Origin of the sequence: Citrobacter arsenatis, assembly GCF_004353845.1 — a bacterium.
Classification (GTDB): Bacteria; Pseudomonadota; Gammaproteobacteria; order Enterobacterales; family Enterobacteriaceae; genus Citrobacter; species Citrobacter arsenatis.
On sequence record NZ_CP037864.1, the window covers coordinates 3,269,646 to 3,288,263 of the forward strand.

Here is an 18,618-nt window from a genome sequence, read left to right on the forward strand (position 1 = left end):
AAGCACAATTCATCCTGCACGAAGCAAGGTTTTCATTTTTTCACTGCGACAGAGCTGGCGTTTTATTTCCACCACCAGCGGATGGCGCGACAGCACAATCATCACCGCAAATACCAGCGCACCTGCCGCAATCTGCATCCCCAGCAACGCGCCTAATGGCAGGTGGTTACGCAGCATTACGCCCAGCGCATAGCTCACCACAAGGGTTGGCAAAGAGAGATACAACGGCAACCACAAACTCAGCATGTACTGGCGGTAGCTGGAGCCAAGAACAGGTTTAATCATCACGAAATAGCTGAGGATCGTGTTAATCACCTGAACCAGCAAAAAGCCCAGCGTCACGCCAATCGCCCCGGCCAGGTGACCACCGATGAAAATGGCCGGAATAAACAGACAAGTTTTGAACACATTGAATTTGAAGCTGATATCAACCCGCGCTTTCGCCATCAGCAGTGAGCCGATCGGGTTCCCCACCGAGCGCAGCAACCCGACAATGCACAACAATTGCAGGATGGGAATAATGCCGTTCCACTTCTCGCCAAACACCAGCGGCACCACGTTGTTTGACACCACCATCAACCCCAGTAGCGCCGGAAAGTTGATAATCCCGACAACCGACAGCAGTTTGTAAAAATTCACCCGTAACTTTTCACTGTCGTCCTGGATTTTGGCAAACGCCGGAAACAGTACGCGGGTAATAATCGGGTTCAATTTCATCGGAGGGACAACCGCCACGTTCCAGGCAAGATTAAATCCCCCCGCCACGCCAGCTCCCAACGTTCTGGCTAAAACCAGCGTGGAAAGGTTGGTATTGATGTAGTTGATGATGCTGTCTGCCGTCAGCCACGCGCCAAAACGCAGATTCGACGAAACGGATGCCAGCGAAAAATGCAGCCCAGGACGGTAAATCCGGCGGCCAAAATAGCCAAACAGCAGCGTACGTAGCGTACTGTTCACCAGGTACCCAAGAATGGCCGTCAGCGCGAGCGGCCAGAAATGGGCGCTGACCACGGTGAAGGTAAACCCGGCCAGCACAGAACTGGTTTCAATCATGCCGATTTTGTTGAAGGCCAGCTCTTTTTGCATCAGCGCACGAAACTGCTGCCCGTGCGGAATCACCACAAACGCCAGCGATAAGGTTTTGATCAGCGGTGCCAGTTCGGGGTTATTGAGTACACGGGCAATCGTCTCGCTCAAAAGATACATCGCCACGCATACCACGATACCCAGCCCAACGTTGAGCCAGTACAGCGTGGTCAGTTCAAGATAGCCAATTTCTTTACGCTGAATAATTGAATTAGCAATACCAAAGTCAGACAGCGTATCGGCCAGCGCAATGATCACCAACGACACGGTTAACAACCCGAACTGGTGGCTATCAATAATCCGCGCCAGGACGGTCATCTGAATAAGTCCGAGTCCAATAATGATCACCGTGGCAATCGCCGACCACTTTGCGCCGTTAAGCGTTTTTTCTCGTAAGCTCATGTTAGTACGCCGCTTTGTTAACAAAGCCTTTGAATACCGTCAGAAAAACAATTTTGATATCGAACCACACGCTCCACTCGCGAATGTATTCGAGGTCAAACTCCACACGTTTTTCCATTTTTTCCAGCGTATCGGTTTCACCACGCCAGCCGTTGATTTGCGCCCAGCCTGTAATCCCCGGTTTCACCTTATGGCGTAACATGTATCCCTCAATTAACTGGCGGTACTGCTCGTTATGCGCCACCGCATGAGGACGTGGCCCGACAATAGACATTCCTCCGGTCAGCACGTTAATAAACTGCGGCAACTCATCAAGCGACGTCCGGCGCAGGAAATTTCCCACAGGAGTCACGCGCGGATCGTTTTGTGTCGCCTGCGTCACCACCGCGTCGTTTTCCATCACTTTCATCGAGCGAAACTTCCAGACTTTGATCGGCTTCCCATCCATGCCATAGCGGGTCTGGCGGAAAATCACCGGTCCTTTAGAGGTCAGTTTTACCAACAGCGCTATGCCACACAGCACCGGGGAAATAAGCAGCAGGATCAGTGAAGCCAGCACGATATCTTCCGCACGCTTCAACAGGCGATTAATCCCCGAGAGCGGTGTGTCATACAGCGGCACCACCGGAACGCCGTTCATCTCCTCAATTCGTGAGTGCAGGATGTTGAAGGTAAAGACATCGGGAATGAGGATCACTGAACAGGTCGTGTCGGCCAGATCGCGCACCAGTTTTTTTACGCTGGCACCATCGCTCATCGACATGGCGATATAAACGTTATGAATGCGTGAGGATTTGGCGTCATCCACCAGTTGCTGCAGATTTCCAGCCCAGTCGCGGGAGTTTTTTCCAGGGATAGGGTCGTGATAGACCCCCGCCACTTCAAATCCCAGCCACGGTTCATGGCGAAAGCTGTCCAGTAGCATTTGTCCGGCTGGCAGCTCACCAGCCACCGCCACCCGGCGAGTGTTGTAACCGCGATTACGCAGCCATCCCGCGCCGTAGCGAATGAACGAACGACTCAACACCAGGCCAACGCTTGAAAGCAGATACCATGCCAGCCATACGGCGAGACGGTTATCGAAATCGTTATTAAAGGCTACCAGACCTGCGCTAAAAATCAGACTTAGGCTCCAGTTTTGCAGCAACAGCACCAGCTCTGTGGAAATTTTGACGCCGCGCCAGGAGCGATAAAAATCCGTTATCCCCCCGAGCATTTGAAAAACAACCAGTGTGATCAGCGCCACCAGCAGGTGCATGTACAGGAAAGGCAAACCGCTTAATTCGCAGATTACCCACAACCCGCCAAACATGATGGTGATATCTGAAAAGCGTTGCACCATCGAAATTAACGACGCATTGGTTTTGGCGCGTTCGCGCTTTTTTAGATGTGTCATCGTGGTTCCTGTTAGTCACCCTTTGCCCATAATCGGGCAAAGGAAGCACCGGCATTACTGATTCAGTAACGCCAAAAGAGTGCGCGTTCGCGCTTCCATCAACGGAATATCGCCGCGCGATTCCACGTTCAGGCGCACCACCGGTTCGGTATTGGAAGAACGTAAATTGAAGCGCCAGTCGACAAACGCCATGCTGATACCGTCCGTTCTGTCCACCGTCAGTGCCTCACGGGAAAAATGCTGCTCCACGCGTGCAATCGCTGCTGCCGGCTCAGCCAGCGTACTGTTTATTTCTCCACTCGCCGGATAAGCCACCATCCGGTCGCGGACCAGTTCACCCAGCGACTGTCCTTTCAGACACAGCAGCTCCGCCACCAGCAGCCACGGGATCATTCCGCTGTCGCAATAGGCGAAATCACGGAAATAGTGATGCGCGCTCATTTCGCCGCCATAAATCGCATCTTCATGGCGCATGCGCTCTTTGATAAACGCGTGCCCGGTTTTTGACATCACCGGCTTACCGCCTGCCGCCGTCACCACATCCACGGTGTTCCAGGACAGCCTGGGGTCGTGGATAATTTTCGCCCCCGGATTTTTCTCCAGAAACGCCTCCGCCAGCAGGCCGACAATGTAGTACCCCTCAATAAACTGACCTTTTTCATCGAACAGGAAGCAGCGGTCAAAATCACCGTCGAAGGCAATCCCCATATCCGCGCCGTGTTCAATCACCGCACTGCGCGTGTCGGCCCGGCATTCCGGCAGCAGAGGGTTGGGAATACCGTTGGGAAAGTTGCCATCCGGCGTGTTGTGAATTTTGATGAACTCAACCGGCACGCCCAGCGCCTTAAAGCGGGCCTCAATGGCGTCAACCACCGGACCTGCCGCACCGTTGCCGGAATTGAGCACCAGCTTCATCGGTTTCAGGTTGCCGGGATTGATGTAACCCAGCAGATGGTCGATGTAGGCATCGCGGGTGGTAATACGCTGATAGCGGCCACGTTTTGCCTCATCGACCGGCGGGAAGTCGTTGGCTTCCGCCAGCCGCTGGATGTCGCGCAGACCGGTATCACCGCTGATGGGCCGCGCCCCTTCCCGCACCAGCTTCATGCCGTTGTAATCCATTGGATTATGGCTGGCAGTCACTTCAATACCTCCATCAATGCCCAGGTGGAAGGTGGCGAAGTAAATCTCTTCGGTGCCCGACATGCCGATATCCAGCACATCCACTCCCGCATCCAGCAGCCCTTTCGCCAGCGCCAGCTTTAGCGTCTCGCTGGTCAGGCGCACATCGCCGCCGAGGACAATCGTTTTTGGCTTCAGGAACTCGCCGTAAGCGCGGCCAATGCGCCACGCAATATCTTCATTCAGCTCTTCGTCCAGCCTGCCGCGAATATCGTAGGCTTTGAAACAGGTTAATTTCGTCATGATTTACCCTTCTTCAGGCAACAGGAGGCCCTGACTCTTAATGAGCCTTTTAATGAGTGAAATGCATTTCCCGGCGCGCTTCGCTTACCGGGCCTACGGTGTTGTAGGCCGGATAAGCGCAGCGCATCCGGCATCAGGTACGCCCGTATCTGTCCGCAAACCGCACCACATCATCCTCATCGAGGTAAGATCCGGAGCGCACTTCAATCAGATCGAGCGGGATTTTCCCTGGGTTCTCCAGACAATGGGTCGCCCCCAGCGGAATATAGACAGACTCGTTTTCAGCGAGCAGCTTGATATCATCATTGATGGTCACCTTCGCGGTACCGGCCACGACAACCCAGTGTTCAGCCCGGTGATGATGCATCTGCACGGACAATCCCTCCCCTGGCTTAACGGTAATTCGCTTCACCTGGTAACGCTCACCGGCATCAATAGAATCGTACTTACCCCACGGGCGATAAACTTCACGATGAATATGGTGCTCATGACGTCCATCAGCTTTAATTTGCTCCACCACTTTTTTAACGTCCTGCACCGCGTTGCGATCGGCTATCAACACCGCGTCTTTGGTCTGCACCACCACCAGATCTTTCACCCCGACGGTCGTCACCAGGCCAGATTCGGCATACACGTAGCTGTTTTCCGTTTTATGGCTAATGACGTCGCCGTGATGCACATTCCCCTCGGCGGTATGGGCGCTGATTTCCCACAATGATGACCAGGAGCCAACATCGCTCCAGCCTGCATTCATGGGCATCACCACCGCATCGGCCGTACGCTCCATAACCGCATAGTCCACAGACTCTTCCGGGCAGGCGAGAAACGCCTGCTCATCAACACGGATAAAATCAAGATCGGGGTCAACCGTACTCATGGCGTTTTCGCAGGCCTCAAGAATGTCGGGGCGATATTTTTTCAGTTCTTCCAGATAACGCCCGGCCCGGAACAGAAACATGCCGCTATTCCAGTAGTAGTTGCCGCTCGCCACGTAAGCCTGCGCGGTTTCCAGATTGGGTTTTTCAACAAACTGCGCCACCTCAAACGCCACAGCGTCGGTATTCGTCGGCGATACCTCGCCACGACGGATATAGCCGTAGCCGGTTTCAGGCTGGTCCGGCACGATACCAAACGTCACCAGCTTACCCGCACTGGCATAGGGCATCGCATTGCGAACCGCCTCGCGAAATGCCTCTTCGTCGGCAATCATGTGATCGGCCGCCAAAACCAGCAGCAGCGGATCCTCACCCGGACTTTGACGTTTTGCCGCCAGGGCAGCCAGCGCTATCGCCGGTGCCGTATTACGTCCGGCGGGTTCGAGAATAATGTTCTCAGTCAGCTTGTGCAGTTGTCGTAACTGTTCCGCGACGATAAAACGATGTTGTTCATTACAGATAACTACCGGGCTTTCGCACTCCACGCCGTTCAGACGGCAAATCGTTGTCTGTAGCATGGTGAGATCGCCTTTCAGACACAGGAACTGCTTTGGATACAGCACGCGGGACAGTGGCCATAAACGGCTACCCGAGCCACCGGCCATCACCACCGGAAAGAGTTTGCTTTGATTCATCATGTACCCCGAATATCAGCAATAAATTGACTCAGCACGTTTTCTTTATCCAGCGTGCGTTCGGCATACTCACGTGCCACCGTGTTCACTTTTGGCATCATCAGCGCCTGTTGAATCCCGCAAACCAGCGCATGCACTGATTCCGGCTCGACACACACCGCGATGCCTGGGTGAGCGACACAAAGCTGCCCCAGCTCGGTTTCAGGTTCGGCGGTAATAACCGCATTACCGCCAACGGCGAGAATATTGGTCAGTTTGGAGGGCAGTACGGCATCCGCCGCACCGCGCTTTTGCACCACCAGATGACAATCCGCTATTTTGAGCAACGCCGGCAGCGCGGCATAAGATTGCAGCGGAAAGAACATCACATTGCCCAGACCGCGTTCGCTGACCATACTCTCCAGCCGCGCTTTACCCCCGCCCTGCCCGACAATCACAAACAGCCAGGGTTGCTCACTCAACTGGGCCGCCGCGTCGATGACGCACTCCAGCCCCTGCTTTTCACCGATATTGCCCGAGTAAAGAATGATCTTTTGGGAGGCAGGCAAGCCCAGTTGCTGGCGCAACGCCAGAGCATCGGCGTCGTTCACGTCGCGAAAACGCGCCACTTCCGACCAGTTCGGAAAGAAAATCACCTTGTGCGGCGCAACGCCTTTTTCCATGGCTTTGTGCATCATGGAACGGGAAATGGTCGAAACATGGTCCATATTCAACAGCCCACTGCGCTCAAAGACGCTGGCCAGTTTTGCCACCATACCCTGCTTGCCTGTGCCCGCCATGCCAAGCCCCAGCATGGCATCGACTTCGTAATCCTGAACGTGCAGCAGCGTGCGGGCGCCACAAAGCTTTGCCAGCAGGCGCATACCCGGCGTACAAAACAGCGTCGGCACTACGCCGATAATGCGATCCGGCTTCCAGCGACGTTGCGCCAGCAGCGGGAAGAAACTGCTCAGGGCGAAACTGCCCAAATGCAGCAGGCGCTTGAGGGTTGAGGGTTGCTCAGGCACATACAGCGGACAACGCCAGACAACGGCGTCCCCCTCTTCGCGACGGTAACGCCAGGATGAATAGCTACCCTTTACCTTCCACTGCGGATAATAAGGCGGCGCGGTGATGACCCGAACGTCATGCCCCTGTTGCGCCATCCACTCCACCATTTCACCGGTATATTTGCCGATACCGGTCAGCTCCGGCGAATAATTGATGCCATACACGAGGATCCTCATAGCCCAGGTACCCCGGTCTGACTTGTTGCACAGAAGTAAGCCCTGCTGTTGTCGTGCACGTGGTCACTGGCCAGAATTTCTGAAGTCTCCAGCCAGCGGTAGGCGTCATGCTGAACGTCAGGCAGTTGCAGGTCGTTTTCCGACACCCGCAGACGAAATCCCAGCACGATGTAATGCGTTGAGAAATCATCCCCGGAAAAGTTGTCGTCATAGAAGTGCTGCCAGACACCGTAAAACTCCGCAGCGGACAGCGGTAAACGTAACCCCAGCTCAGCTTCAGTCAGCCGCTCAAATGCCGCGTGCAGCGGTTCATCTTTTTGCACCCGACCGCCGGGCACGAACCAATACCCCTGCGCCGGACGATTGAGGCGCTTTCCGAGCAGAAATTCGCCGTGGCCGTTTTCCACGATTAAATCGATGGAAATCAGCGGCGTTGAACGTACAACGGTGGCAAAATCCTCATGACGTAAAAACATGCTTACCCCCGGTAGCGCTGCTGGTTTTCAAGGAACCACTGATATGTACTGGCAAGCCCCGCTTCCAGGGATATCTCGTGATACCAGCCCAGTTGATGCAGCCGCGTGACGTCAAGCAATTTGCGCGGCGTTCCGTCAGGTTTGCTGGCGTCGAACACCACGCGTCCCTTGTAACCCACGACCTGCGCAATGGTCTGGGCCAGTTCCCGGATGGTGCAATCCACACCCGTGCCCACGTTGATATGCGACAGCATCGGTTGGGTATATTCCTGCAAGACTTCCTGCGCCAGCTCCATCACATGGATACTGGCCGCCGCCATGTCGTCGACATGCAGAAATTCACGCATTGGCGTCCCGCTTCCCCACACCACCACATCCGGCGTATTTTGCTCGCGAGCTTCATGAAAGCGGCGCAGCAGCGCCGGGATCACATGCGAATTACTCGGGTGGAAGTTGTCATGCGGTCCGTACAGATTGGTCGGCATCACCGAGCGATAATCGCGGCCATACTGCCGGTTATACGATTCGCACAGTTTGATACCGGCAATTTTGGCAATCGCATACGGTTCATTGGTTGGTTCCAACTGCCCTTGCAGCAGTTCACTTTCGGCAATTGGCTGGGTGGCTTGCTTTGGATAAATGCAGGATGACCCGAGGAACAACAGTTTATTCACGTTATGCAGATGCGCAGCATGAATAATATTGCTCTCAATCATCATGTTTTCATAAATGAAATCAGCAGGATAAGTATTGTTCGCCACTATCCCGCCCACTTTTGCCGCCGCCAGATAAACCTGGTCAATACGTTCAGTGGCAAAGAACGCCTGCACCGCGCCTGCGTCCAGCAGATTAAGTTGGTCACGGGTACGTAGCACCAGTTCTACGTTATCTCGCTGCGCCAGTTGTCTGACGATGGCGGCCCCCACCATCCCGCGATGGCCCGCCACAAAAATACGTTGTGTCTTCATCCTCAGTACTCCAGCGCGATGGCGACCTCGTAACCGTGCGACTTCAACAGGGAATGCTTCTTCGCCGCATCAAGATCGTTGGCAACCATTTCCGCAATCATCTGGCGCAGCGTGATTTCCGGTTTCCAGCCCAGTTTTTCATGTGCTTTGGCCGGATCGCCCAACAGCGTTTCTACCTCTGCCGGACGGAAATAGCGCGGATCGACGGCAATCATGACATCCCCAGGCTTCACCCCCGGCGCATCGTGTCCGGTTACGGAAACCACAATGCCTTTTTCATTCACGCCCTCACCTTCAAAGCGCAATTTAATCCCTAACTGAGCCGCCGCCATTTCCACAAACTGACGCACGGAATACTGCACGCCGGTGGCAATCACGAAATCTTCCGGCTTATCTTGCTGCAGCATCATCCACTGCATCCTGACGTAATCTTTGGCATGTCCCCAGTCACGCAGCGAATCCATGTTGCCCAGGTACAGGCAAGACTCCAGCCCCTGCGCGATGTTGGCGATCGCACGGGTAATTTTGCGAGTGACAAAGGTTTCCCCGCGGCGGGGAGATTCGTGGTTAAACAGAATGCCGTTACAGGCATACATACCGTAAGATTCACGGTAGTTGACGGTTATCCAGTAGGCGTACAGCTTAGCAACGGCATACGGCGAACGCGGGTAGAACGGCGTGGTCTCTTTCTGCGGGATTTCCTGTACCAGACCGTATAGCTCAGAAGTGGACGCCTGATAAAAACGGGTCTTCTTCTCCAGACCGAGGAAGCGGATAGCCTCCAGCAAACGCAACGTACCAATTGCATCGACGTCCGCAGTGTATTCCGGTGAGTCAAACGACACCGCGACATGACTCATGGCGCCCAGGTTGTAGACCTCATCCGGTTGAACTTCCTTTAAAATACGGGTCAGGTTGGAGGAGTCCGTCAAATCGCCATAGTGCAGATGGAATTTGGGATTGCCCGAATGCGGATCCTGGTAGATGTGGTCCACGCGTTCGGTGTTGAATGAGGAAGCACGACGTTTGATACCGTGTACTTCATACCCTTTTTCCAGCAGAAGTTCTGCCAGGTAAGAACCATCCTGCCCGGTTACGCCAGTGATGAGAGCGACTTTTGACATGTTATTACCTCTTAAATGATCCCCTCAGGGAGTAACTTTCTCGACGCGTTCGCGCGTGACTACAGCGGGATTTCCCCGACAAATGACATTTGCTGGCAGCGATTTAAATACGCTGCTTCGTGCTCCAACGACGGTGCCATCACCAATCGTCACGCCTGGCGCGACAAAGACATCTGTCGCCAACCAGCATTTAGCGCCAACCACAATCGGCGTGGCGTTAATATCAAAATGTTGACTGGCGTAATCGTGACTCCCGGTGCATAAATAACTTTTTTGCGAAATAACCGCGTGGGCGCCAATCGTAATATCCCCCAGCGTATATAAAACCGCGTCATCACCCACCCAGGCATAATCTCCCAGGGTTAATTTCCACGGGTAAGTAATTTTTACTGAAGGTCGAATAACTACGTTTTTTCCTATTTTTGCGCCAAACATCCGTAATAAAAAAGCACGCCAGCGATACATTACCTGTGGCGACCAGCGGAATAATGTTGCTTGCACCGCCCACCATAATTGGACTTTAATGACACCACCGCCGCGAAACCCCCCAGGAACTTTGAAGCCGCTTAGATCCTGCATAAGATGCCCTTAAGTTTTTCCATATAAGTTTTTAGTTTTACCAGTTGTACGCAAACGTAAATATTCTGATAAACCGGTCCAAAAACCTGGCATACGTAATATCTGGCGCTGTACTTTTTTTGCGTCCCGGCACAATTCCAGATTATTCGTTGTTGACACTCCGCCCATGGAAAACTCAGACACCAACCCGCTCAGCTTTTTAAAAACATAACCGGACTTATATAATTTGGCGGCCAGCGCATAATCAGACGATATTTTATATTGCAAATCATAGCGCCAGACATCCAGTCCTGAGAGAGGAAAGAAGATTGCCTGATGGCTGGCGGGCAGGCTGTGATAAATATACCAACCCGGCTTGGCCCGGCGCTTTATTTTGTTGCCATTGCCAAAATCCAGCAACGCATCACCAATAACCATGGTTTTATCGCTCTGCGTTTTTAGCTGACGGATAAAATCAGCCGCCTCCGCATGCAGAATATCGCCGGAGTTGAGGAACAGCGCGAATCGCCCGCGCGCCATCGCAATACCTTTATTCATCGCATCATAGATGCCGTTATCCGGCTCGCTGACAAACCGTAACCGATGCTCTCCACTGAGTTCTTCAAGGAACGCAGACGTACCGTCAGAAGAGCCACCATCAATAACAATCCACTCAAAACTGATATCATTCGCCTGCGCCAGATGTGCCAGCGATGCGTGAGTTTTGACGATCCCTTCCAGATTGCGAAAGGCGACGGTGATAATACTGAGCAGCATGTGAATTACCTCGCGATATTCAGCGCCTTGCGCAAAATAAACGGACACACAATTAAAAATGCGTATTCTGGACTAAATACTGAACCTGTAAAAAACAGCGACAGTGGCGTAAAAAGATAAAGCTGCACCCGATAATTCTGATTATCACCAAACGCATTGATCATCATCTTCATGACTTTCCCCATGTACCATAGGGCTAATATCACTGCAAACCATGAAAAATAAATAATCAACAGATACAAGCCATTGTCTATCGTTTTGCCAACATCTGCACCGTTAAAAATTCCGAATGATGCAACATATTCATAAAGCGAGCCAAATCTCACTACCCCATCAACGTTAAGTAACGAATATCCGACCATCACTAATGGTCCTACAATACGATAATACGATGACGAACCTTCAGTTCCTAAATCACCAAGACGCGAAGCGATGTACGGAAACGCAAATATCACACCAACTAAAAACACGCTTAATGAGATTATCGCCAGCGGCAACTTCTTTTTTATCGCATCTTTATTCAGGTACTGGAATGCCCACTCCAGAAGATAAAACAAAATAAACGTCATTACCCCTGAAAACGATCCTGATAATATTATCCCTGCCAGAATCATAGCATCGGACTTAGGCGTTTTGATACCAAACTGTTTGATGCTGAGCCAAATTGAGATTAACGCCAGAGCGAAGAATGCTGGTTCGAAATAGAGCGCAGTGGTGCGTTTCCCACCAAACTTAATAAAGTTCAGAACATAGCTGTTACTGTAAATAAGATATTTCGAAATAACTTCCATTAAACTACTGCCGCCACTGAGAATTATCTGCGCCATTTCAACAGCAGCTAACCCCACCACCAGGCCCACAACCAACCAGAAAAAACGCAATATCTTGATGTAGTTATGCGGTGAAATGGTTTTGAAGCGAATACTCCACACCATGCCAATAATCACCACGGTATAGACAAACAGCATCGCAGACGTCACGTACTTACTGGCATCAAGTGATTGTCCGAACAGATAGTTAAACGCCGTCAGCCCACCGCCTATACCCAGCGCAATCATTAGTTTTTTGATATTGATGCGCTCGACAAATAGCAACAGCAGAACGGGTAAGAAGGTGACGAGAGTTATCGGGAAGCTCTCGCCAAGCTGGGCGAGTTTGACGTTAACCAGCAGGTAAAGCAGCGGTAGCACCAAATAGCTACAGATTCTGATAGAACGAGACATATTCCTCCAGCATCTGTTGCCCACTGTATGCCACCCGGCTGCGCTGGCTGAACGCGGCAAGCGACGTGTCAAATACCGCCTGCGCAATGTCTGATTTTTTCAGTTGCACCAGTTGCAAAACCTCCGCTTCACTGACCGTTTTGCCACCTGATTTCGCCAGCACTTCCTGCGCGGCATCACTGTGCGTGGCAATCACCGGTACGCCAATGGAAAGCGCTTCGCACATAATCAGCGGGTAGTTATCAACACGGGAGCTGAACACCAGCCCATCCATTTCGTTAAGCGCGCTCATCAACGTGCGCTTATCGCTCTCAAACCCGTGGTTGATGACGTTATCCCCCGCGAACGGCGAAAATTTGCCGAAGGTATGCAGCTCAATTTTGTCTCCGAGTGCGATAATCTTCCGCACCAGCTGTTGACGGGTTTTCCCGTCATAGCGCAGATCATGAGCCACCACGGCGATTTTCGGTTTGCCGCTCTCCTCGTGTTTAACGGGAAGAGCGGCAAGGATGGCTTCAGTGGCCACATCGATACCGTTATTGATAATGCGGCAGCGTCCCACGCCATACAGGCTGTTGAATGCGTCAGCCACATGCTGACTGGGCGAGATGAACTGGCAGCCCAGCGCCAGCATAGCGCGAAACATCTGGCGCTTACCGGGTAACTGTTGATGGGCTTTATCGATTTTTACCGGCGGATAATTGCTGAGCGTTGGGCATTTCTGGCAGCCCGTTTTCCAGTTTTCGCAGCCATCGGTAAAGGCACAACGCCCGGTCACACTCCAGTGATCGTGCAGCGTCCAGACGAAGGTGATATCCGGTTTATGCGCCTTCACCTTTTGGCAAAAGGTGACCACCTCTTCCAGATTCAACCAATAGCTGTGCAACACATGAAAATGCAGGACCAGCGGGCCGCTGGTGCGGGTAACTTCACGGTATAACTTGTCGAGATTGCCAAACAGGTCGCGGTTCGCGAAACGAAACAGCGCAATGTTCACCGCCGACGTCAGGCGTGGCGTATGTTTGATAACCTGCGGGTAATTCGCATGGCTGACGCTTTTCTTGCCACCTTTGCCATAGCCATAGACAAAACGCGACGACAGACCTTTCTCCAGCGCCCTCAGGTGCAAATCTAACGCCACGCCTGCCGCCCCGCCTTCTGCGAGTCGCACATTAAATTGTAAGATATTCATTTTGTAACCTTCACTCGTGCTTTCTCGCCCACCACCAGCGTGTTGTCGGGGATGCTATCCACCACCACGCTTCCGGCGCCAATCGTTACGTTATTGCCAATAACAACGTCGCCGAGCAGAGTGACATTGGCCCCCAGCTCAACGCCGTTACCAATGACCGGGCAGGACAAATCATTGGCACCAAGATTGCCGATGGTGACGCCGTGGCGCAGAGTGAAATCATCCCCTGCCACCACGTGTTTATTGATAACCACCCCATAGCCATGATGGATGGTGAAACGACGACCGATAGATGCAGCGGCCTGAATTTCATAGCCAAACAGGCATTCGGTGATAAGGCGATACATCACCAGCACCGGTGCGGCCCACAGGTTATTCAGGATATTTTTTTTACGCCAGACGGAGCAAAAATGGGCCATCCGATAGGCTACCACCATGCAGCAGGGGCGCAGACTCCAGCCGTTCGCACGTAAATCTTCCAGCATACTTAGCGTCCCCGCAGTCCGTCGGCCAGACGCTTACTGTTACGAAGAGAAAGCAACGTCAGCAACGTGCGCCAGTTCATCCGTTTGTTGCGGATCTGATAGAGGGTAAACAGCTGATATTTCTTGCTGGCCCGGTCAAATTTGCCTTTGTGTTTGCGGTAGAACTGAAAGTAGCCGGAGAATTTTTTCGGTGATGAAGTAATACGCATTTCACCGTGGTTGACATGCAGGATCTGCGTCGCCTCTTTGACCTTCCACGGTTTGCCATACGCCACCACCATACGCAGGAAGATGTCGTAATCCTGCGCCGCTTTCAGCGTGGTATCGAACAGGCATGCTTTAAACCGCCATGCCCAGGTAAACACCTGGTTACCAATGATATTGCGCTTATAAAACTTCCGGCGTGAATAAACGGACTTCGGATAGAGTGGCAGACTGGTCGGCTGCGAATACACTTCACCTTCACAGACATAGTCATTGGCATACAAAAACGCCCGCGTGACCAGATGATGACGATAGTTGAGAAAAACGCTCAGGCGGTCCGGCGTCCATTCATCATCATCATCAATCCCCGTAATATATTGCCCCCTGGCCTGCATGATGGCTTGATTACGCACCGCGCAGGCCCCGCTATTATTGGGGTTACGCGTATACGACACTCGCGGATCGTTGAGTTCCTCAACAAACTGCTGCAGTTGCGCATACGAGGAAGAGCAATCGTCCACAATGATCATTTCCCAGTGAGGATAGTCCTGGCGCAATACCGATTTAATCGCCCGAATGGCCAACTGTTGCCGGTTCCAGGTTGGCATGTAAATCGAAATTAGCGGGTTTTCTGTCGTCATTTTCGTGTCCCAAATAAAGTTGCCTGATGACGCTACGCTTATCAGGCCTACATTCGATATGCGTTGCTATTGGTTATCTATTTCGAATCCGACGTGTACTCGTATTCGTAGTAACCGTAATCCTGGTACCCGCTGGCGCGGCGGAAGATCGAGTTGAGGATCACCCCTTTCACCTGAATGCCGTTTTGCTCGAAGCGACTCAGGCTGGTTTCCACCTCTTTCAGCGTATTAACCGCGTAACGTGCCACCATCAGCGTGGTTCCGACGTGACGCCCCACGATAGCCGCATCGGTCACCGCCAGTATTGGCGGGGTATCAATCAGCACCAGGTCATAGTGCGCGCTGGCCCAGGCAATCAGTTCACCAAAGCGCTCGCTCATCAGAAGCTCGGAAGGATTGGGAGGGATTTGGCCGCGAGGGATCAGATCGAAATGCGGGATCGACGTCGGTTTCGCGCCAGATGAAATATCCCCCTTGCCGATGAGGATCTCAGACAGACCGTTGACGTTATTGGTCCCCAGCAGTTCGTGGGTATAGCCTTTGCGCATGTCACAGTCGATCAACAGCACGCGTTTGTTGGTCTGGCTGATGACCGCAGCCAGGTTGGCGCAGACAAACGTTTTGCCAATCGACGGGCTAACGCCGGTCAGCATCAATACATTGTTGCGCGCTTGCATCATGGCAAAGTGCAGACTGGTACGCAGGCTGCGGACCGCTTCTATCGCGAGATCCGTCGGATTCCCCACCGCCAGTAACTGGCTTTGCTTGTAGCGTTTCACACCTTTAATGGTCTGAACGTTATCCCGCGCTTTTTGCCATTCAGACAGGGGAATACTGGCATACACGCTGATACCATGCTCCTCCAGCGCCTGCGGACTTTCAATGCCGCGATTAAACAGAGACCGTAGCAGGACACCCACCACCGAAAGCATCAAACCGAGGATGATACTGCCGAGAATAATTAGCGCCGTTTTCGGTTTCAGCACGCCAGGCTGGGCAATCGCGGGATCGACGATGCGTACATCTCCGACCGTACTGGCCTCGGTAATCTTCAGTTCCTGTTGCTTGTTCAGTAACTGCATATAGACCTGCTGACCGGACTCCACGTCGCGCGTCAGGCGGACAATTTCCTGCTGCGTTTTCGGCATCGCCGTTACGCGCCCGTTCAGCTTACTTTTCTCATCTTCCAGCGCCTGGCGTTTTTCCAGCAACGTGCGGTACGCCGGATGCGCTTTGGTGAACAGCTTGGAAATCTCCGCTTCTTTGAAGGACAGCTCATTAAGCTGCGCGTCAATATTCACCATTGAATCCAGCACCGCTTTGGCTTCCAGCGGCAAATCCACGGAGTCTTTGTCCTGACGAAAGGCGTTCAGCTTGTTTTCGGCAACGTCCAGTCGGTTACGCACCTCGGGCAGTTGTTTTGCCAGAAACGCCAGACTTTTAGCTGCCTCTTCAGACTTACGCTCTACGTTTTGTTGCAAATAGTTGCGGGTAATACTGTCGAGGATCTGGCGGATTTGCTCGCGGTCTTCGCCGGTAAAGGTCAGGCTCAATACGCCGGTGTCTTTGCCAGTTTCCGACACCATCAGGTTATTTTGCAGGGTGTTAATCATGCCCAATGTGGAAAATTTACTGACGGTAAATTGGCTCTCAGGGCTGGCATGAATCGCCTCAACCAGCATCGTCACGCCATCGTGTTTCAGCACTTGTCCAACCTGCCCCTGGGCGCTAAAACCCCCGTCACTCACCAGTTGATAGCGTTTGTCATTCAGCACGCTGAGCGTGAAGGTCTGTTCCTTCATCGCCTTTGGCAACGTGAAGGTGGTCACGTTAACCGTTTCATTCTGACGGCCCATCAACCGATCCCAGCCCGCGCCAAAAATGGGGAACGTATCTTTGGTAACAGCGATATCAAGGTTGAGATCGTCTACCGTTTTCCCCAATACCAGTCGTGACTGGATGAGCTGAATTTCCGCTTCCGAGGCCGGAGGTTTGTTCGACAACGCCGAACCAATATCCTGCACCAGTGAATTTCCGGTATTTTGCTCAATTTGTACCAGCGCGTCCGCACTGTAGATTGGTGTGGCGAACAGCGTGTAAACCGCGGCGCACATTGCAAATGCCGCGGTAATGCCAAGCACCCACCAGCGGGCTTCCACCACCGTTGCAACCAGACGACCAATATCGATTTCATCATTGCCTGTTATCGGCGCAGCAGACTGTTTTACTTTTTCTGTCATTGTTTTTCCTGCTCTGCGTTCAGTGCCTTGGCCCATTGGCGGGCAGACCGTTCAAGTAATGCGTACACCGCGTCAAACGCATCGCGGCTTTTCCGATACGGATCGGGAATTTCACGCTCGCTGTCCCAGTGACCAAAAAGCATCACTTTGCCGCGCATCTCCGGCACCATTTCGCACAGGGCAGAGATATGGCGTTTTTCCATGGTCAGGATCAGGTCATACTCCCGGCACATGCGTCCCGAGATCTGCCGGGCGCAATGATTCTCCAGCGACAGGTTATGCGCCTGCGCCACGCTAATGGCGCACGGATCCGCGCCTTTCCCCACCAGCGCCCCGAGGCCGGCAGAAGAGACCGTTAACGCCGGGTGAAATTGCCTTAACAAGCGCTCTGCCGTCGGGGAGCGACAAATGTTCCCCACACAGACAACTAAGATTTTGTTAAACATGACGATTACCAGTTGTGAAGGTCGCTGGCCGTGTCCGTCATATAGCGAACACCGCTAATAGTCGGCAGCAACTGATTGATCAAACGGTTCCAACGAGCAACCGGCGCGGTAGTGACGTACACCACATCGTATGGCTGGAGTCGGAATGACGTTGCCATCACCAACGATGTCGCATCGGACATATCAAGCTGATAGATATTGGCGATCTTGCCGTTGTTTCCGCTCTCGCCTTTCAATGGACGAATAACGAAAATGCCGCTGGCGTTGGAGGTGGTCAGGTCGATACCTTCCGCATTGCCGAGCGCCTCGGTGAGCGTCATGCCGCTGAAGTCCATTTTGAGGGTGCTCTGTTTTTTCACTTCCCCCATCACAAAGACTTTCAAATCGTCATTACGCGGGACAAACAGAATGTCGCCAGGATAGAGCAGACGGTTCTGGCTCAGGTCGCCATTTTGCATCAGCGCTTGCAGTGAAATGCGTTGCTCTTGCCCTTTGTGCGTCAGTACAACGTTGCGCCAGTCTGCCGCCTCGGTAAGACCGCCTGCGGCGTTGATGGCATCGAGAACGGTAAGCGGCACGTTGGTAATGGCCTGCTGGCCGGATTTGTTCACCTGCCCGGAGACATAGGCCTTCTGCGAGCGGAAAGCGGCGATATTAACGTCCACCTGCGGGTCAGCAATGTACTTCGCTAAGCGCCCGGTAATATCACTACGAATTTCAGCCAACGTCTTTCCTACCACGCTGACTTTGCCGATGTAGGGGTAAAACATAGTGCCATCAGGCTGCACCCAGTTGCCGGTATCGCTTGAGCTACGATACTGCCCAGCAGGCGTGGTAAGTTCAGGATGGTCCCAGACGGTTACATTCAGAACATCGCCCGGACCGACCCGATACTGATACCCGGCAATCTCCTGATCCAGAGACATATTAGGCTGCGCAACATTTGGTCGTGGACGTAATTGTTCGACCAGCCGTGGGGTGAGTGGATAAACATTCACCATGCGATCGAGATCAAAATCAGCGTCCTGCTGTTTAATCACATCTTTGCCCATCGTAGACATATTGCTGCCCGGTAGTACGGTACAACCATTTATCAAGATTGCCGATACCAATACTGGTATCAATTTAAGTTTGGATTTCATCATTGATTATTTATCACTTTGGCAGAGTAATTATCAC

At 52.7% G+C, this 18,618-nt stretch carries 17 protein-coding genes; all 17 read right to left on the minus strand.

Annotated features, from left to right (window positions below; translation table 11 throughout):
• Positions 1 to 9 precede the first annotated feature (9 nt).
• The 17 genes from wzxC to E1B03_RS17110 all read right to left on the minus strand — a co-directional run bounded on the left by wzxC (position 10) and on the right by E1B03_RS17110 (position 18,584).
• A complete protein-coding gene (gene wzxC, locus E1B03_RS17030; RefSeq protein WP_133086617.1) occupies positions 10 to 1,488 on the minus strand; it encodes a colanic acid undecaprenyl disphosphate flippase WzxC in 1,479 nt (492 codons plus the stop codon).
• Between the two features lies 1 nt (position 1,489).
• Positions 1,490 to 2,884: an undecaprenyl-phosphate glucose phosphotransferase gene (gene wcaJ, locus E1B03_RS17035; RefSeq protein WP_103771339.1), complete on the minus strand. Its 1,395-nt coding sequence runs from the start codon at positions 2,882 to 2,884 to the stop codon at positions 1,490 to 1,492.
• Positions 2,885 to 2,938: 54 nt separating this feature from the next.
• A complete protein-coding gene (cpsG, locus tag E1B03_RS17040; RefSeq protein WP_133086618.1) occupies positions 2,939 to 4,309 on the minus strand; it encodes a colanic acid biosynthesis phosphomannomutase CpsG in 1,371 nt (456 codons plus the stop codon).
• A 133-nt stretch (positions 4,310 to 4,442) separates the two neighbouring features.
• Entirely contained in the window at positions 4,443 to 5,879 is a 1,437-nt protein-coding gene (gene cpsB, locus E1B03_RS17045) for a mannose-1-phosphate guanyltransferase (RefSeq protein ID WP_103770556.1), read from the minus strand.
• Positions 5,879 to 7,105 carry a colanic acid biosynthesis fucosyltransferase WcaI gene (gene wcaI / locus E1B03_RS17050; protein WP_103770555.1) on the minus strand — a complete coding sequence of 409 codons (1,227 nt, stop codon included), beginning with the start codon at positions 7,103 to 7,105 and terminating at the stop codon, positions 5,879 to 5,881. Before wcaI ends, cpsB begins: the two co-directional genes overlap by 1 nt.
• Positions 7,102 to 7,581: a GDP-mannose mannosyl hydrolase gene (locus E1B03_RS17055; protein ID WP_103770554.1), complete on the minus strand. Its 480-nt coding sequence runs from the start codon at positions 7,579 to 7,581 to the stop codon at positions 7,102 to 7,104. The genes wcaI and E1B03_RS17055 overlap by 4 nt, the downstream gene beginning before the upstream one ends.
• Positions 7,582 to 7,583: 2 nt before the next feature.
• On the minus strand, positions 7,584 to 8,549 hold the full coding sequence (fcl, locus tag E1B03_RS17060) for a GDP-L-fucose synthase (RefSeq protein ID WP_103770553.1): 966 nt from the start codon (positions 8,547 to 8,549) through the stop codon (positions 7,584 to 7,586).
• A gap of 2 nt (positions 8,550 to 8,551) precedes the next feature.
• Positions 8,552 to 9,673, minus strand: a complete 1,122-nt coding sequence (gene gmd, locus E1B03_RS17065; protein WP_133086619.1) for a GDP-mannose 4,6-dehydratase — start codon at positions 9,671 to 9,673, stop codon at positions 8,552 to 8,554.
• Between the two features lie 24 nt (positions 9,674 to 9,697).
• Positions 9,698 to 10,252, minus strand: a complete 555-nt coding sequence (wcaF, locus tag E1B03_RS17070; RefSeq protein WP_133086620.1) for a colanic acid biosynthesis acetyltransferase WcaF — start codon at positions 10,250 to 10,252, stop codon at positions 9,698 to 9,700.
• A gap of 9 nt (positions 10,253 to 10,261) precedes the next feature.
• Positions 10,262 to 11,008: a colanic acid biosynthesis glycosyltransferase WcaE gene (gene wcaE, locus E1B03_RS17075; protein WP_103770550.1), complete on the minus strand. Its 747-nt coding sequence runs from the start codon at positions 11,006 to 11,008 to the stop codon at positions 10,262 to 10,264.
• A 5-nt stretch (positions 11,009 to 11,013) separates the two neighbouring features.
• Positions 11,014 to 12,231: a colanic acid polymerase WcaD gene (gene wcaD, locus E1B03_RS17080; protein WP_133086621.1), complete on the minus strand. Its 1,218-nt coding sequence runs from the start codon at positions 12,229 to 12,231 to the stop codon at positions 11,014 to 11,016.
• Positions 12,206 to 13,423, minus strand: a complete 1,218-nt coding sequence (gene wcaC, locus E1B03_RS17085; protein WP_133086622.1) for a colanic acid biosynthesis glycosyltransferase WcaC — start codon at positions 13,421 to 13,423, stop codon at positions 12,206 to 12,208. Before wcaC ends, wcaD begins: the two co-directional genes overlap by 26 nt.
• On the minus strand, positions 13,420 to 13,908 hold the full coding sequence (gene wcaB / locus E1B03_RS17090) for a colanic acid biosynthesis acetyltransferase WcaB (RefSeq protein WP_103770547.1): 489 nt from the start codon (positions 13,906 to 13,908) through the stop codon (positions 13,420 to 13,422). Before wcaB ends, wcaC begins: the two co-directional genes overlap by 4 nt.
• 2 nt (positions 13,909 to 13,910) lie before the next feature.
• Positions 13,911 to 14,753: a colanic acid biosynthesis glycosyltransferase WcaA gene (gene wcaA, locus E1B03_RS17095; RefSeq protein WP_103770546.1), complete on the minus strand. Its 843-nt coding sequence runs from the start codon at positions 14,751 to 14,753 to the stop codon at positions 13,911 to 13,913.
• A gap of 77 nt (positions 14,754 to 14,830) precedes the next feature.
• On the minus strand, positions 14,831 to 16,993 hold the full coding sequence (wzc, locus tag E1B03_RS17100) for a tyrosine-protein kinase Wzc (protein ID WP_133086623.1): 2,163 nt from the start codon (positions 16,991 to 16,993) through the stop codon (positions 14,831 to 14,833).
• Positions 16,990 to 17,439: a low molecular weight protein-tyrosine-phosphatase Wzb gene (gene wzb / locus E1B03_RS17105; RefSeq protein ID WP_133086624.1), complete on the minus strand. Its 450-nt coding sequence runs from the start codon at positions 17,437 to 17,439 to the stop codon at positions 16,990 to 16,992. Before wzb ends, wzc begins: the two co-directional genes overlap by 4 nt.
• Before the next feature lie 5 nt (positions 17,440 to 17,444).
• Positions 17,445 to 18,584 (minus strand): polysaccharide export protein, encoded by a 1,140-nt coding sequence (locus E1B03_RS17110; protein ID WP_103770543.1) that lies wholly within the window; start codon positions 18,582 to 18,584, stop codon positions 17,445 to 17,447.
• Positions 18,585 to 18,618 lie beyond the last annotated feature (34 nt).